The sequence below is a fragment of the Serratia sp. CY47444 genome (assembly GCF_052168635.1).
Taxonomy (GTDB): Bacteria; Pseudomonadota; Gammaproteobacteria; order Enterobacterales; family Enterobacteriaceae; genus Serratia; species Serratia bockelmannii.
The window spans coordinates 182,032-197,880 of sequence record NZ_JBJNMH010000003.1 but is presented as its reverse complement, the minus strand read 5'-3'; the positions used below and the strand labels follow the sequence as shown (position 1 = coordinate 197,880).

The following is a 15,849-nucleotide window of genomic DNA, read 5'->3' as shown; positions in this document are numbered from 1 at the left end:
GTTAATCCACGGAAACGATTCTTCTCTGGCGTTTAATATTCGTTAAACGAAAGGGATTTACAGTGTCATCAAAAGCAGCTCGATACGTTTGGGGTTAACTATGGATCAATTTTTGCCTTTCTCTCGTCCGGCCATCGGCGATGAAGAAATCGCCGCGGTAGAGAAAGTGTTGCGCTCCGGTTGGATCACCACCGGGCCGCAAAACCAGCAACTGGAAAGCGACTTCTGTTCCACCTTCGGCTGTAAGCACGCCATCGCGGTCAGTTCCGCCACGGCGGGCATGCACATCACGTTAATGGCGCTTGGCGTCGGCCCTGGCGACGAAGTCATCACCCCTTCGCAAACCTGGGTCTCCACCCTCAACATGATCGAGCTGCTGGGCGCCACGCCGGTGATGATCGATGTTGACCGCGATACGTTGATGGTCAGCGCCGCCGACGTCGAGGCTGCCATCACCCCGAATACCAAAGCGATTGTTCCGGTGCATTACGCCGGTGCCCCCCTGCAGATGGATGCGCTGCGCGCCGTGGCCGAACGCCATGGTCTGCCGCTGATCGAAGACGCCGCCCACGCGGTCGGCACGCGCTACAACGGCGAATGGGTCGGCGCGCGCGGCACGGCGATTTTCTCTTTCCATGCGATCAAAAACGTGACCTGCGCCGAAGGCGGCCTGATCGCCACCGACGACGATGCGCTGGCGGATCGCCTGCGTTGCCTGAAGTTCCACGGTCTGGCCGTCGATGCCTTCGATCGCCAGCAGCTTGGCCGCAAACCGCAGGCCGAAGTGGTGGAACCGGGGTACAAATACAATCTGTCCGACATTCACGCGGCGATCGCCGTGGTGCAACTTTCGCGCTTCGCCGAGCTGAACGCGCGTCGCAAGGCGCTGGCGCAGCGCTACCTGAGCGCGCTGGAAGGCTCGCCGTTCCAACCGTTGGGCGTGCCGGATTATCCGCATGACCACGCCTGGCACCTGTTTATGGTGCGCGTCGATGCCGAGCGCTGCGGCCTCGATCGCGACCAACTGATGGAGCGCCTGAAAGAGGTTGGCATCGGCACCGGGCTGCATTTCCGTGCCGCGCACACCCAGAAATTCTACCGTGAGCGCTATCCGCAGCTTTCTTTGCCGAATACCGAGTGGAACTCGGCGCGGCTGTGCACCTTACCGCTATTCCCTGATATGACCGACGCCGACGTGGATCGCGTGGTCAATGCCTTGTCTTCTGTTGTGGAGTCTTTACGTGTCTCGCGTTGAACCGATTAAAAAAGTGTCGATAGTCATCCCGGTATACAACGAGCAGGAAAGCTTGCCGGCGTTGCTGGAACGCACTACTGCCGCCTGTAAGCAGTTATCTCAACCCTATGAAATCATCCTCGTCGACGATGGCAGCAGCGACAATTCCGCCGACATGCTGACTGCGGCGGCGGAAAAGCCGGACAGCAACGTGGTCGCTGTCTTACTGAACCGCAACTATGGCCAGCACTCGGCCATTATGGCCGGTTTCAATCAGGTGACCGGCGATTTGGTGATTACGCTGGACGCCGATCTGCAGAACCCGCCGGAGGAGATCCCTCGTCTGGTCAGCGTGGCGGAAGAGGGCTATGACGTGGTGGGCACCGTGCGCGCCAACCGTCAAGACTCCTGGTTCCGCAAAAGCGCCTCGCGCGTGATCAATATGATGATTCAACGCGCCACCGGCAAGTCGATGGGGGACTATGGCTGCATGCTGCGTGCCTACCGTCGTCATATCGTTGAGGCGATGCTGCACTGCCATGAGCGCAGTACCTTTATCCCGATTCTGGCGAACACCTTCGCCCGTCGCACGACCGAGATCGACGTGCGTCACGCCGAACGTGAGTTTGGCGACTCCAAGTACAGCCTGATGAAGCTGATCAACCTGATGTACGACCTGATCACCTGCCTGACCACTACGCCGCTGCGTTTGCTCAGCGTGGTCGGCAGCATCGTGGCGCTGTCCGGGTTTGTATTGGCACTGGTGCTGATTGCGCTGCGTCTGCTGCTCGGCCCTGAATGGGCCGCCGGCGGCGTGTTCACCCTCTTCGCCGTGCTGTTCACCTTTATCGGCGCCCAGTTTGTTGGCATGGGGCTACTGGGTGAATACATCGGCCGCATCTATACCGACGTGCGTGCGCGTCCTCGCTATTTTGTTCAGAAAGTGGTCGGTGCACAGCAGGACCACAATACTCAGGAAGAAGAATGATGAAAGCTATTGTATTTGCTTACCACGATATTGGCTGCGCAGGTCTGAAAGCGCTGACTGAGGCGGGTTATGACGTGCAGGCCGTATTCACGCACACCGACGACCCTGGTGAGAACAATTTCTTCTCCTCCGTGGCCCGTTTGGGCGCCGAATTGGATCTGCCGGTCTATGCGCCGGAAGACGTAAATCACCCGCTATGGGTTGACCGCATCCGCGCACTGCAGCCGGACGTGATCTTCTCGTTCTACTACCGCCACATGCTGAGCGACGAGATCTTGTCGCTGGCGCCGCAGGGCGGTTTCAACCTGCACGGTTCGTTGCTGCCGCACTACCGTGGCCGCGCCCCGGTGAACTGGGCGCTGGTGAATGGCGAAACCGAAACCGGCGCCACGCTGCACAAGATGGTGAAACGCCCGGATGCCGGCGACATCGTCGGTCAGCAGAAAGTGACCATCGCAGACAACGACACCGCGCTGACGCTGCACAAAAAAGTGCTGGAAGCCGCGCAGGTCGTGTTGCAAGAGCAGCTGCCGAAGCTGAAGAACGGCACCGCCACCTTCACCAAGCAGGATGAGTCTCAGGCCAGCTACTTCGGCCGCCGCACCGCAGCGGACGGCGAGATCCTGTGGCACAAGTCCGCCAAAGAGATCAACAACCTGGTACGCGCCGTCACCGAACCGTACCCGGGCGCATTCAGCTACCTCGGCCAGCGCAAGCTGATCGTCTGGCGCTCCCGCGTGCTGGATACCCAACATGATAAACAACCGGGCACCGTGCTGAGCACCTCGCCGCTGGTCATCGCCTGTGGCGAAGGCGTGCTGGAGATCGTCGCCGGCCAGAACGACAGCGGTCTGTACGTGCAGGGCAGCCGCCTGGCGCAAGAAATGGGCATCGTCACCGACGTGCGCCTGGCCGCCAAGCCGAATGCCGTGATGAAACGCCGCACTCGCGTGCTGATCCTCGGGGTTAACGGCTTCATCGGTAACCACCTGACCGAACGCCTGCTGCGTGACGATCGCTACGACATCTACGGCCTGGATATCGGCTCTGACGCCATCAGCCGCTTCCTCGACAACCCGCGTTTCCACTTCGTGGAAGGCGACATCAGCATCCACTCCGAGTGGATCGAGTATCACATCAAGAAATGCGACGTGGTGCTGCCGCTGGTGGCGATCGCGACGCCGATCGAATACACCCGTAACCCGCTGCGCGTGTTCGAGCTTGACTTCGAAGAGAACCTGAAGATCGTTCGCGACTGCGTGAAATACAACAAGCGCATCATCTTCCCGTCCACCTCAGAAGTGTACGGCATGTGCGACGACAAAGAGTTCGACGAAGACCATTCGCGTCTGATCGTCGGGCCAATCAACAAACAGCGCTGGATCTACTCGGTCTCCAAACAGCTGCTGGATCGGGTGATCTGGGCTTACGGCGCCAAAGAAGGCCTGAAGTTCACGCTGTTCCGTCCGTTCAACTGGATGGGGCCGCGTCTGGATAACCTGGACGCCGCGCGCATCGGGTCTTCCCGCGCCATCACCCAGCTGATCCTCAACCTGGTGGAAGGTTCGCCGATCAAACTGATGGACGGCGGCGCACAGAAACGTTGCTTCACCGACATCAACGACGGCATCGAAGCGCTGTTCCGCATCATTGAGAACCGCGATGGCCTGTGCGACGGCCAGATCGTCAACATCGGCAACCCGACCAACGAAGCGAGCATCCGCGAGCTGGCGGAAATGCTGCTGGAAAGCTTCAACAACCACCCGCTGCGCGACCGCTTCCCGCCGTTTGCCGGCTTCAAGGACGTGGAGAGCAGCAGCTACTACGGTAAAGGTTACCAGGACGTCGAGCACCGCACGCCGAGCATCAAGAACGCTCACCGCCTGCTGGGCTGGCAGCCAACCATCGAGATGAAGCAAACCGTCACCGATACGCTGGACTACTTCTTGCGCACTACCGTTCAGGAAGGGAACGGTGCATGAAGAAAGTCGGTCTGCGGGTTGATGTAGATACCTTCAGCGGCACCCGTGAAGGGGTGCCGCAGTTGCTGGACCTGTTCGACAAGTACGACATTCAGGCCAGCTTCTTCTTCAGCGTGGGACCGGACAACATGGGGCGCCATCTTTGGCGCCTTTTGCGTCCGAAATTTCTGTGGAAAATGCTGCGTTCGAACGCCGCCTCGCTGTATGGGCTGGATATTCTGCTGGCCGGTACCGCCTGGCCGGGGCGCAACATTTCACGCGCGCTGGGGCCGCTGATGAAGCGCACCGCCGAAGCCGGCCATGAAGTCGGGCTGCACGCCTGGGATCACCAAGGGTGGCAGGCCAAGGTTGGCAAGTGGAGCGAAGCGCAGCTGACCGAACAGGTGCAGCGGGGCGTCGACGCCCTGAGCGCCTGCACCGGCCAGCCGGTGAAATGCTCCGCCGTGGCGGGCTGGCGTGCCGATACGCGCGTGCTGGAGGTCAAGCAGCGCTTCGGCTTTCATTACAACAGCGATTGCCGCGGCACCCATCCGTTCCGTCCGGTGCTGAGCGACGGGCGCCACGGCACGGTGCAGATCCCGGTGACGTTGCCGACCTTCGACGAAGTGATCGGCAGCGAAGTCAGCATGGCCGACTTCAACGACTACATTCTGCGCGCCATCGAGAACGATCGCGGCGTGCCGGTGTACACCATTCACACCGAAGTGGAAGGCATGTCGCAAGCGGCGATGTTCGAACAGTTATTGCAACGCGCACGGCAGCAGGGCATCGAATTCTGTCCGCTTAGCGCGCTGTTACCACAAGATTTGGCGTCACTGCCGTTGGGCCGCATCAAGCGTGCTCCTTTCCCCGGCCGCGAAGGTTGGCTGGGCTGTCAAACCGATGTGAAGGACGTTACATGAAGGCGCTAAAAGGATCCTGGGCCATTCTGCTGGCCGTTTTTTTTGCTCTGGTTTACCTGATCCCGCTTAACGGCCGCCTGCTGTGGCAGCCGGATGAGACGCGTTATGCCGAGATCAGTCGTGAAATGCTGCAGCGCGGCGATTGGGTGGTGCCGCACCTGCTGGGGCTGCGTTATTTCGAAAAGCCGGTAGCGGGTTACTGGTTCAATAACATCAGCCAGTGGCTGTTTGGCGAAAACAACTTTGCGGTGCGTTTCGGCTCGGTGTTCAGCACCGGCATGACCGCGCTGCTGGTGTTCGCGCTGGCGATGCTGATGTGGCGCAATGCGCGCCGCGCCAGCCTGGCGGCGCTGATGTTCCTGTCGATGGTGCTGGTGTTCAGCATCGGCACCTACAGCGTGCTGGATCCGATGATCTCGCTGTGGCTGGCGGCGGCGATGGTCAGTTATTACCTGACGCTGAAGGCCTCCTCGGTCAAGGGAAAACTGGGCGCTTACGCACTGCTGGGCTTGGCCTGCGGCATGGGCTTTATGACCAAGGGCTTCCTGGCACTGGCGGTGCCGGTGATCGCGGTGATCCCGATCGTTATCCAGCAACGCCGCATCAAGGATCTGCTGTGCTATGGCCCGGTGGCGATCGTGACCGCGACGCTGCTCAGCCTGCCGTGGGCGCTGGCGATCGCGCAACGCGAACCCGACTTCTGGAATTATTTCTTCTGGGTCGAGCATATTCAGCGTTTCGCCGAAGATAATGCTCAACACAAGGCGCCGTTCTGGTATTACCTGCCGGTTCTGCTGGCGGCGGTGCTGCCTTGGCTGGCGCTGCTGCCCGGCGCGCTGCTCAAAGGTTGGCGCGAGCGCGTGCAGCGCCCGGAGCTGTTCTTCCTGCTGAGTTGGGCGATGATGCCGTTGATCTTCTTCAGCATCGCCAAAGGCAAGCTGCCGACCTACATTCTGCCGTGCATGGCGCCGCTGGCGCTGCTGATGACCGCCTATGCGGAAGACTATGCCGCCACGCTGCGCGCCAAGCTGTTCAAGGCCAATGCCTGGTTGAACGGCCTGTTCGGGCTGATTGGCATCGTGGCGCTGGTGGTGTTGAGCTCCGGTCTGCTGCCGAAAGCGCATCTGTTTACTCCCCAAGAGTGGCCGAAAGTGGTGCTCGGCCTGATCGCCTTCGGTGGTTGGCTGCTGTTCGCATTGGTTTCCGCACGCGATAACGGCCGCCAATGGCGCTGGGCGGCGGCTTGCCCGGTGCTGCTGTGCCTGGTGATCGGTTACGCCATTCCGCAACAGGTGACCGATTCCAAACTGCCGCAAAACTTCGCCCGCGCCACGATGGCCGAGCTGGGCGACAGTCGTTACGTGCTAAGCGACAGCGTTGGGCTGGCGGCCGGCCTGGCCTGGGAGCTGAAGCGCAGCGACGTGCTGATGTACAGCCAGAAAGGCGAGGTGGCCTATGGTCTGGAGTATCCGGACGCCAAAGGTCACCTGATCAGCGATGCCGATTTCCCGCAGTGGCTGGCGCAGGCGCGTAAGCAGGGGAACGTATCGTTGGTGCTGCAACTGTCACGTGGCGAAGCGCTGCCGCAGGAGCTGCCTGCCGCAGACAAGGTGGATCGCATGAACCGCCTGGTGCTGATGTGGTATAAACAGCAACCATGATCGGTTTTCTGTTGGTGATAGTGGTCAGTCTGCTCACCTGTGGTGGGCAGCTGTGCCAGAAACAGGCGGCGCACTGTTGGGAACGGGCGGGCGAGGCGCGGCTGAAACAGACGCTGCGCTGGCTGGCGCTGGCGGTGCTGCTGCTGGGGCTGGGCATGGCGGTGTGGCTCAATGTGCTGCAACGTCTGCCGCTCAGCCTGGCTTACCCGATGCTCAGCCTTAACTTCGTGATGGTGACGCTGGCGGCGCGCTGGCTGTTTCATGAGCCGACGACCGCTCGCCACTGGTGCGGCGTGGCGTCGATTATGCTGGGGATCCTGCTGATGAGCGTGCATTCATGAAGGGCTATGCCTGGGGCGCCGCCAGCGTACTGCTGGTGACGCTGGCGCAGTTGCTGATGAAGTGGGGCATGGTGCAGATCCCGCTGATGTCGTTCGCCGATGTCTCGTTGGCGTTGATCGGCAATTACTGGATACCGCTGCTGGCGGTGGGCGGCGGCATCTTCGGCTATGCGCTGTCGATGCTGTGTTGGTTTTTCGCGCTGCGCCATCTGCCGTTAAACCGCGCTTATCCTCTGTTGAGCGTTAGCTACGCGCTGGTCTATCTGGCGGCGGTGATCCTGCCGTGGTTTAACGAGTCCGCTACGCTGCTGAAAACGTTGGGCACGCTGTTTATTCTGTTCGGTGTCGGGCTGATTAACAGCAAATCCGAGACAAAATCGCCGGAATAGGGGCTAAACCGGCGATCCTGCTATTATCTCCCTCATGGCGCTTGCCTTTTTCCCCGTGCGGGAGATAAATTAACGCCAAATAGCGCTCTCCTTACGTGGTGCCGGCTTTGCCTCGCAGGCGGTGTGGTGGTGTACCGGATGGCATAATGCGGCAACGTGTTCAATGAAGGGATATTATGCGGATGCGTGTGTGGTTTTTATTAGCCAGTTTGATCCTCGCCGGTTGCAGCAGCCATGCGCCGCCGCCCAGCGGCCGCCTGGCGGATTCTATCGTGGTGGTGGCCCAACTCAATGAACAACTGCGCCAGTGGTACGGTACGCCATACCGTTACGGCGGCCTGGATCGCGGCGGCGTAGATTGCTCCGGCTTTGTTTACCGCACGTTCCGCGATCGCTTCGACATGCAACTGCCGCGTTCGACCGAAGAACAGACCTCACTGGGCACCAAGGTCTCACGCGATGAGTTGATGCCGGGCGATCTGGTGTTTTTCAAAACCGGCGGCGGTGAGAACGGCCTGCATGTCGGCATTTACGATACCAATGACCAGTTTATCCACGCTTCGACCAGCCGCGGGGTGATCCGCTCCTCGCTCGATAACGTCTATTGGAAGCGTGTGTACTGGCAGGCGCGACGCATTTAACCTTAACCCGTTGATTTGGTGTATCATGGCGGCATCTCGTGTTTTGAACGGTGCCTGCCATGAACAGCCTGCGTTTACTGATCTCCGACTCCTACGATCCCTGGTTCAACCTGGCAGTGGAAGAGTGCATCTTCCGCGAAATGACCACGCAAAAAATTCTCTTCCTGTGGCGCAATGCCGAAACGGTGGTGATTGGTCAGTCGCAGAACCCCTGGAAAGAGTGCAATACCCGGCGCATGGAGCAGGATGGCATTCGGCTGGCGCGGCGCAGCAGCGGCGGCGGGGCGGTATTTCACGACCTGGGCAATACCTGCTTCACCTTTATGGCCGGCAAGCCGGGCTACGACAAGAGCGTCTCGACCGACATCATTCTGCAAGCGCTGCGGGAGCTGGGCGTGGCGGCCAGCGCATCGGGGCGTAACGATCTGGTGATGGAAACCGCCGACGGGCCGCGCAAAATATCCGGCTCGGCCTATCGAGAAACGCAGGATCGCGGTTTCCATCACGGTACGCTGCTGCTGAATGCCGATCTGGAACGGTTGGCGGACTATCTCAATCCGGATCCCAAAAAGCTGCAGGCCAAGGGAATTACCTCGGTGCGTTCGCGCGTCGCCAATCTGGCGGAGTTTTTGCCGGGCATCAGCCATGCGCAGGTATGCGACGCCATCGTACAGGCCTTCTTCGCCCACTATGGCGAGACGGTCGAGCCGGAGATTATTTCGCCGGACGTGTTCCCCGATCTGCCCGATTTTGCCGCGCAGTTCGCCAAACAGAGCAGTTGGGAATGGAATTTTGGCAAGGCGCCGGCGTTCAGCCACTTGCTTAACGAGCGTTTCGTTTGGGGCGGCGTAGACTTGTTCTTCGATGTGGAGAAGGGGGCGATTGTTCGCGCGCAGGTGTTCACCGATAGCCTGAATCCCGCTCCGCTGCAGCGGTTGGCGGACATGCTGGTGGGCTGCGCGTACCGCAGTGAGCCCGTCGCCGCCTGCTGTGACCGACTGATGGCGGAGTATCCTCAACAGGCGGCCGAATTAGCCGAGTTGCGGCAATGGCTGAGCGAAACGATCCGTTAGCCGGAGTGGGAATGGTGAAGGGGATGAGCGTGCTCATCCCTTTTTTTATCGCTGAAATCGGCGTTTAGCAGGGGCGTAGCGCAGATTTTCTGAAAATCAAGATGGGCACTTTTTTACATTTTCAATGCCGAGAATAACGGGCGGAATTGATGCGTTATTAAATTTAATCAGTCGTCGTTAACGGTAGGAAAAATCCGCGTTAAGGAGGAAAGATTATTTTACTTTATTTAAGATTTTTCTTAAATAAAACAAGGGAGATAAGTCAAATTTAGCCGCCAATCCATTCAACTTAAGCCAAATACCTTTCCACATAACGCGTTTGGCGGTCGCTATGGCATAAGTCAGGCTGCTTTTCTTTGCGCCTTTCACGATTGTCGTATAGCTTTAATCTATCAATTAAATGATATTTCATGGGTATTTACATTGATATTTCCGATTAATCCCAGAGGGATTGATCGATAAAATATATTGATATACGATGATACGCTAGCCATTCATCCTGTGGCATTAAAATGAACATCCAACTCGAAGCTGACTTTATTAGTAGCTATGTTTTGCAACCTGTTTACTCAATGGAGGGCGGGCTGTTGGCGGTTGAAATGTTGAGCCGTTTCAACAGTCTCGACGGTGATTTAGCCATGCCGGCCGAAATTGGGATTAATTTATTGACGTCTGAACAAAGGATTGAGTTATTTAATGAGCAATTGAAACTTGCGGAGCAGCATGCGGCTTGGTTTACCGGTAACAACGTGCAGTTGACCATCAATATCGAAGAAACCATCGTCGAACTTATTCTTTCTGATTCGGCGTTATGTCAACGGATCGGGCAATATCCTTTTATTGCATTTGAAATCAGTGAGAGTTTTCCGAATCTTTCGGCCGGGAAGAACAACCCGAGCGTGCGGCGATTAAGCGAAATGTTTTCGCTGTGGCTCGATGATTTCGGTTCCGGTAAAGCCACGTTGACCGCGCTATACGATGGTTTGTTTGACTATGTAAAGATAGATAAGCGTTTTTACTGGCAGCTGTTTACCCATCAGGGATATGACGTGGTCATCGACTCGTTGTTAAAGAATATCAACCTGTTATGTAAAGGCGTAATCGTCGGAGGAATAGAGAAAAAAGAGTACTTTAATAAACTCAGATACGCCGGTGTTTTAGGCCTGCAAGGTTTTTTATGGCCCAGCGTTGGTGTGGATAATCTGCAAGCTTTGCTGGCGAGGCCCAGCGAGTTCAATAATTAAGAAGTGATATAAAAAACTACACACAATGAGGTAAATAATGCACGGGGTGAGGTTACTGTGATCCCGTCGCCGTTATTCGCCATCGCTTTATGCTGATAACTGCGTTTGTCAGCCGACGTTAAAGCGCGTTTCCTCAGCTGAGGGGCAACGCCAAACTCCCCGCATCCGCCCTGGTGACAGGCGGATGCGTTCTCCCTGCATTCCTTCGGTGTTAATCCGCCCGTTCAGGCTCTACACTACGCTGAAACGGAGGGCCTATGCCGCAGTTCGATAACGCTTACTACCAACAGTTACCCGGTTTCTACACCGCCCTGAACCCGACACCGCTCAAGGATGCACGCCTGCTGTACCACAGCGAGCCGCTGGCACGCGAGCTGGGGCTGGATGAAAGCTGGTTTACCCAGGATAAAACCCCCATTTGGGCGGGAGAATCGCTGCTGCCCGGTATGCAGCCGCTGGCACAGGTGTACAGCGGCCACCAGTTCGGCGTGTGGGCCGGGCAACTGGGTGATGGCCGCGGCATTTTGCTGGGCGAACAGGTCATGGCGGATGGCAGCCACCGCGATTGGCACTTGAAGGGGGCCGGGCTAACGCCATATTCACGCATGGGGGATGGCCGCGCGGTGCTGCGTTCGGTTATCCGCGAGTTTCTTGCCTCTGAGGCGCTGCACCATCTGGGGATCCCCACCACCCGAGCGTTGACTATCGTCACCAGCCAGCAACCGGTATATCGCGAGCAGCCAGAACGCGGCGCTATGCTGATGCGAGTGGCGGAAAGCCATGTGCGCTTCGGCCACTTCGAACACTTTTATTACCGTAAACAGCCGGAGCAAGTGCGGCAGCTGGCGGATTTCGTCATCGCCCGTCACTGGCCACAGTTGCAGGATCTGGCTGAGCGTTACCTGCTGTGGTTTACCGACGTGGTCGAACGCACGGCGCGTTTGATCGCCCATTGGCAAACCGTCGGTTTCGCCCACGGCGTGATGAACACCGACAATATGTCGATTCTCGGTATCACCATCGATTACGGCCCTTATGGCTTCCTGGACGACTACCAGCCCGGCTATATCTGCAACCACTCCGATCACCAGGGGCGTTACGCCTTCGACAATCAGCCGGCGGTGGCGCTGTGGAACCTGCATCGCCTGGCACAAACCCTGTCTGGGTTGATGACCACCGAGCAGCTGCAGCAGGCGCTGTCGGCGTATGAGCCGGCGCTGATGCGCGCCTACGGTGAACAGATGCGCGCCAAACTCGGCTTCTTCACGCCGACGGCGCAGGATAATGACGTGCTCACCGGTCTGTTGAGCCTGATGGCGCAGGAAGGGCGGGACTATACCCGCACGTTCCGCTTGTTGAGCGAGACCGAACAGCAGCAGGCGCAGTCGCCGCTGCGCGACGAGTTTATCGACCGTGCGGCGTTCGACGCCTGGTATCAACAGTATCGTCAGCGCTTGCAACAGGAACAGGTCAGCGATGCGGAACGGCAACGGGCGATGAAGGCGGTGAACCCGCGCCTGATCCTGCGCAACTATCTGGCGCAGCAGGCGATTGAGGATGCGGAGAAAGACGACGTGGGCCGTTTGCGGCGGTTGCATCAGGCTCTGCTGAGGCCGTTCGACGATGCGCCGGAGTATGACGATCTTGCTGCGCTGCCGCCGGATTGGGGCAAACATCTGGAGATTTCCTGCTCCAGTTGAGATGAAAAAGGGCGCCTCATGGCGCCCTTGATGTTATTGACGTAGATAGACCTGCGGCAGAGACACTTCGGGATGATGCACCACGCCGAGATCGGCCTGATACCAGCGGGTGAGGATCTCCGTCTGCAGGACCTCTTGCGGCGTGCCGCTCGCCACCAGACGTCCCTGATGCAACAGCAGGATCCTATCGGCGTACAGCGCCGCCAGATTGAGATCGTGCAGCACGCAGCAGACGCCCAGCGGCTGTTGGCGCGTCAGCGAGCGCAGCAGGCGCAGGGTGTGCTGCTGGTGGTACAGATCCAGCGCCGAGGTCGGCTCGTCGAGAAACAGCCAGGCGGGAGACGGTTGCGGTTGCCACAGCTGCGCCAACACCCGCGCCAGCTGCACCCGCTGTTGTTCGCCGCCGGACAGTTGGCGATAGTCGCGCTGCGCCAGCGCCAGGCAATCGGTCTGCGCCATCACCTGTTGGATCGCCTGATGCTCGTCGCGTTTGCCGTGCGGCGCCCGCCCCATGCTGACCACTTCCTCCACGCTGAACGGAAACGCCAGATCGCTGTACTGGCGCATCACGGCTCGGACTTTGGCCAACTGCTGCGGCGCCCAGTGTTCCAGCGGGCGGTCAAGCAGGCGACATTCGCCGCAGTCCGGCGTCAAATAGCCGGTTAGCAAGCGTAGCAGCGTCGATTTGCCGGCGCCGTTAGGGCCAATAATCGCCACCATTTCACCGCCGGCGAGGCTGAGCGAAACGTCGTTGATCAGGCGGCGCGCACCGAGGCTGTAACGCAGCTCTCGGGCCGTCAGGCAGGCGGCGTTATCCACCGGTTCGCTCCCGCTGGCGCATCACCAGCCACAAGAAGTAAGGACCGCCGATCAGGCTGGTCATCAACCCCACCGGCATTTCGGCCGGCGCCACCAGCGTGCGCGCCAGCGTGTCGCTGACCAGCAGCAGGCAGGCGCCGCCCAGCGCGGAGCAGGGCAGCAGCCAGCGGTGATCGCCGCCGAGGCGCATGCGCACCAGATGCGGCACCACCAAACCGACGAAGCCGATCACGCCGCTCATCGCTACCGCCGCGCCAATCAGCAGGGCGCTCAGCAGCAGCAGCTGCAGCTTGGCGCGCTGGACGTTCACCCCGAGGTAGTGGGCCTCTTCGTCCCCCAGCTGCAACAGGTTCAGCCGGCGCGCCTGCAGCAACGTCAGCAGCGCGGCGGGCAGGATCAGCGAGGCGGAAACGGCCAGCGTCGGCCACTGTGACTGGCTGAGGCTGCCCATCATCCACAGCGAGAACTGGCGCAGCTGTTGATCGCTGCTGACGTAGGAGAGCACGCCGATGGCCGCCATGCACAGGGCGTTGATGGCGATGCCCGCCAGCAACAGCCGCGACAGATTGCCGTGCCCGCTGCGGCTGATGCCGTAGATCAATAGCGACACCAGCAGGCTGCCGAGGAACGCCGCCAGCATATGGCCGTACAGCGCGATCGTCACCGGCAACGCCAGCGGCATCACGATGAACAGGGCGACAAACAGCGCGCCGCCGCTGCTGATGCCCAGCAGGCTCGGATCCGCCAGCGGGTTGCGGAACAGCCCCTGCATCACCGCGCCGGACACCGCCAATGCGCAGCCGATCACTACCGCCAGCAGCACGCGCGGCAGACGAATGTTCAGCCAGATGTGCCAGGCGGCGTCGCTGAAGGGTTCGCGCCACAGGGTACGAAACGACAGCGTCAGCGCGCCCAGGTTGGCGGCGACCAGGGCCAGCAACGTCAGCAGCACCAGCAGGCCGATGATGGCCAACTGAGGCGAGGTGCGACAGCGCATTACTTTTGCTCCGCCGCGTGGCGCAGTTTGGCCAGCGCCGCGGGCGTTTCCAGACCGAAGCCCAGCAGCGCCATGTCATCGACGATCAGTACGCGGCGCTGCTTGCCTGCCGGCGTCAACGCCAGGCCCGGCAGCGCCCACAGCTGCTGTTCGCCGCCGAGGGTGCGCACGCCGTCGGTGGTGACCAGCAACAGGTCCGGCGCGCTGGCGATGACGCCTTCCTGCGACAGAGGACGATAGCGGTCAAAACCCTGCATGGCGTTTTTCAATCCGGCGGCGGCGATCACCGCGTCGGCGGCCGTGTGTTGCCCGGCGGCCATCGGCGTAATGCCGCCGTGGCTCATCACAAACAGCACCTTGACCGGCAGCGGAGAGGTGTCGACCGCCGCCAGCTGTTGTTGATAGCGCTCGCTCAGCTGTTTGCCTTGCTCATCACGCTGCAGCGCGGCGGCGATCACGGCGATTTTCTGCGGCACCGCCTGCAGGGTGGTGTCACCCGGCACGCTGACCACTTTGACGCCGCTGTCCGCCAGCTGTTTGAGCACCAGCGCCGGCTGCGCCAGCTCGGTCGTCAGCACCAGCGTCGGTTTGAGCGCCAAAATGCCTTCGGCGTTCAGTTGGCGCATGTAGCCGACGTCCGGCAGCTTTTTCACCGCCTCCGGATGCAGACTGGTGCTGTCACGGGCGATCACGTCGTCGCCGGCGCCGAGCGCGAAGGCGATTTCCGTCACGTCGCCGCCGATCGAGACGATGCGCTGCGCCGCCGCCGCCGCGGTGAGCGGCAGCGCCAGCGTCATCATCAGCGTCAGGCGGCGGATCAAGGAAGATTTCATGCGGCGATGTCCTTGGCGGCGAGCGCGGCAACCTGCTCGCGCCACTGGGTTTGTTCTGGCTGCCCTTCGGTACGCTGGCCATACAGCTGCGCAATCTGCGTGCCATCGGCGGCGAACAGCTCCAGGCTGGTGACGATGCCGTCCTTGGTCGGTTTGCGGGTGATCCAGCTTTCGGCGATGGCGTCTTCGATCAGGTGCAGCGTGAAGCGGCGGTTGAACACGTTGATCCAGCCTTCCTGCGGCATCAAACGTTCGATCTGGCCGGTGAAGATCTGCACGCAGCCGCGGTTGCCGACGAAGATCATGATCTCGTTTTGCTGCTGCTGCGCCGCTTCCAGCAGCTGCGACAGCGCGCTGTTGTCCACCTGATAGGCCAGATCGTCGCCGACGGCGCGGAACGCCTGCTGGCGCGTCAGTTTGTTGCGGCTCAGCAGCTGGAAGAACTGGTGAACGTCGGTCATCGCGCGCCATTCACCGTCGATTTTGGCATGATCCTGCGTCGTTTCATCCGCGGTGCTCACCTCGGCGGGTTGCAGCGCCAGCGCTGGGTTTTCTTCGCTCAGGTGGCGCTCCACCAGCGCCATCCAGGCCGGCAGATCGGTCTCTTCGGTGGTGTAGACCTTGTGCAGCGCATCGCCCTGTTGGTCGAAGAACTGGATGCTGTGGCGCACGCCGCGCTTGTTGGTTTCGCTCATGGCGAAAACGCTGGTCCAGTGGTTGAGGAACAGGCGCAGATCCAGCTCGCGCGGGTTGAGGATCAGCCCGGCGTGGCCGTTGAGGTGCTGATTGCGGTAGCGGCCCATCTGCTCATGCACCGCATAGCTGTTGCGGGTGATGGACTTGGTGACGCCGACCTGCTCAAGCTCGGTCAGCAGGGTGCGCGCATCGGCCTGCAGGCGGCGGGTGTCGTGGCCGACGCGGGCGTGCGTCAGCTCCGCTTCGCTGACGCCAAGGATCGCCGCCAGATCGCGGGCGTATTTGCCGGGGTGATCGATTTTAGCCTGTTGGTAGCGTTCGTATAGGGTGTTGCTCATGCGGGATTCTC

15 protein-coding genes are annotated in these 15,849 nt (G+C 60.1%); 11 read left to right on the top strand and 4 right to left on the bottom strand.

Going from position 1 to position 15,849, the window contains the following annotated elements; all coding sequences use genetic code 11:
- The first annotated feature begins 100 nt into the window (after window positions 1-100).
- The 11 genes from arnB to ACJ8IL_RS07335 all read left to right on the top strand — a co-directional run bounded on the left by arnB (window position 101) and on the right by ACJ8IL_RS07335 (window position 12,155).
- Complete coding sequence (arnB, locus tag ACJ8IL_RS07385; RefSeq protein ID WP_442516453.1) at window positions 101-1,255, top strand: UDP-4-amino-4-deoxy-L-arabinose aminotransferase; 1,155 nt, start codon at window positions 101-103, stop codon at window positions 1,253-1,255.
- Window positions 1,242-2,222 carry an undecaprenyl-phosphate 4-deoxy-4-formamido-L-arabinose transferase gene (gene arnC / locus ACJ8IL_RS07380; protein ID WP_025302624.1) on the top strand — a complete coding sequence of 327 codons (981 nt, stop codon included), beginning with the start codon at window positions 1,242-1,244 and terminating at the stop codon, window positions 2,220-2,222. Before arnB ends, arnC begins: the two co-directional genes overlap by 14 nt.
- Window positions 2,222-4,204 carry a bifunctional UDP-4-amino-4-deoxy-L-arabinose formyltransferase/UDP-glucuronic acid oxidase ArnA gene (gene arnA, locus ACJ8IL_RS07375; RefSeq protein ID WP_442516480.1) on the top strand — a complete coding sequence of 661 codons (1,983 nt, stop codon included), beginning with the start codon at window positions 2,222-2,224 and terminating at the stop codon, window positions 4,202-4,204. The genes arnC and arnA overlap by 1 nt, the downstream gene beginning before the upstream one ends.
- Window positions 4,201-5,106, top strand: a complete 906-nt coding sequence (gene arnD, locus ACJ8IL_RS07370; protein ID WP_025302626.1) for a 4-deoxy-4-formamido-L-arabinose-phosphoundecaprenol deformylase — start codon at window positions 4,201-4,203, stop codon at window positions 5,104-5,106. The genes arnA and arnD overlap by 4 nt, the downstream gene beginning before the upstream one ends.
- Window positions 5,103-6,767, top strand: coding sequence for a lipid IV(A) 4-amino-4-deoxy-L-arabinosyltransferase (gene arnT / locus ACJ8IL_RS07365; protein ID WP_025302627.1), 1,665 nt, complete (start codon window positions 5,103-5,105; stop codon window positions 6,765-6,767). The genes arnD and arnT overlap by 4 nt, the downstream gene beginning before the upstream one ends.
- A complete protein-coding gene (arnE, locus tag ACJ8IL_RS07360) occupies window positions 6,764-7,108 on the top strand; it encodes a 4-amino-4-deoxy-L-arabinose-phosphoundecaprenol flippase subunit ArnE (RefSeq protein WP_025302628.1) in 345 nt (114 codons plus the stop codon). Before arnT ends, arnE begins: the two co-directional genes overlap by 4 nt.
- Window positions 7,105-7,497: a 4-amino-4-deoxy-L-arabinose-phosphoundecaprenol flippase subunit ArnF gene (gene arnF / locus ACJ8IL_RS07355; RefSeq protein ID WP_089195823.1), complete on the top strand. Its 393-nt coding sequence runs from the start codon at window positions 7,105-7,107 to the stop codon at window positions 7,495-7,497. The genes arnE and arnF overlap by 4 nt, the downstream gene beginning before the upstream one ends.
- A gap of 176 nt (window positions 7,498-7,673) precedes the next feature.
- The gene (locus ACJ8IL_RS07350; protein ID WP_016927954.1) at window positions 7,674-8,138 is read left to right on the top strand and encodes an NlpC/P60 family protein; all 465 of its coding nucleotides are present in this window, start codon (window positions 7,674-7,676) and stop codon (window positions 8,136-8,138) included.
- Between the two features lie 59 nt (window positions 8,139-8,197).
- The gene (locus ACJ8IL_RS07345; protein WP_043143387.1) at window positions 8,198-9,211 is read left to right on the top strand and encodes a lipoate--protein ligase A; all 1,014 of its coding nucleotides are present in this window, start codon (window positions 8,198-8,200) and stop codon (window positions 9,209-9,211) included.
- 512 nt (window positions 9,212-9,723) lie between these two features.
- Entirely contained in the window at window positions 9,724-10,455 is a 732-nt protein-coding gene (locus tag ACJ8IL_RS07340) for an EAL domain-containing protein (protein ID WP_043143424.1), read from the top strand.
- A 257-nt stretch (window positions 10,456-10,712) separates the two neighbouring features.
- Window positions 10,713-12,155 (top strand): protein adenylyltransferase SelO, encoded by a 1,443-nt coding sequence (locus tag ACJ8IL_RS07335; protein ID WP_060432953.1) that lies wholly within the window; start codon window positions 10,713-10,715, stop codon window positions 12,153-12,155.
- 33 nt (window positions 12,156-12,188) lie between these two features.
- Here ACJ8IL_RS07335 and ACJ8IL_RS07330 read toward each other — a convergent pair whose 3' ends face one another.
- The 4 genes from ACJ8IL_RS07330 to ACJ8IL_RS07315 are packed head-to-tail and all read right to left on the bottom strand — an operon-like array spanning window position 12,189 to window position 15,838.
- Window positions 12,189-12,974, bottom strand: a complete 786-nt coding sequence (locus ACJ8IL_RS07330; RefSeq protein ID WP_148875450.1) for a heme ABC transporter ATP-binding protein — start codon at window positions 12,972-12,974, stop codon at window positions 12,189-12,191.
- Entirely contained in the window at window positions 12,967-13,971 is a 1,005-nt protein-coding gene (locus ACJ8IL_RS07325) for a FecCD family ABC transporter permease (protein WP_048233553.1), read from the bottom strand. The genes ACJ8IL_RS07330 and ACJ8IL_RS07325 overlap by 8 nt, the downstream gene beginning before the upstream one ends.
- A complete protein-coding gene (locus ACJ8IL_RS07320) occupies window positions 13,971-14,804 on the bottom strand; it encodes a heme/hemin ABC transporter substrate-binding protein (protein ID WP_442516452.1) in 834 nt (277 codons plus the stop codon). Before ACJ8IL_RS07320 ends, ACJ8IL_RS07325 begins: the two co-directional genes overlap by 1 nt.
- Complete coding sequence (locus tag ACJ8IL_RS07315; protein ID WP_141969131.1) at window positions 14,801-15,838, bottom strand: hemin-degrading factor; 1,038 nt, start codon at window positions 15,836-15,838, stop codon at window positions 14,801-14,803. Before ACJ8IL_RS07315 ends, ACJ8IL_RS07320 begins: the two co-directional genes overlap by 4 nt.
- Window positions 15,839-15,849 lie beyond the last annotated feature (11 nt).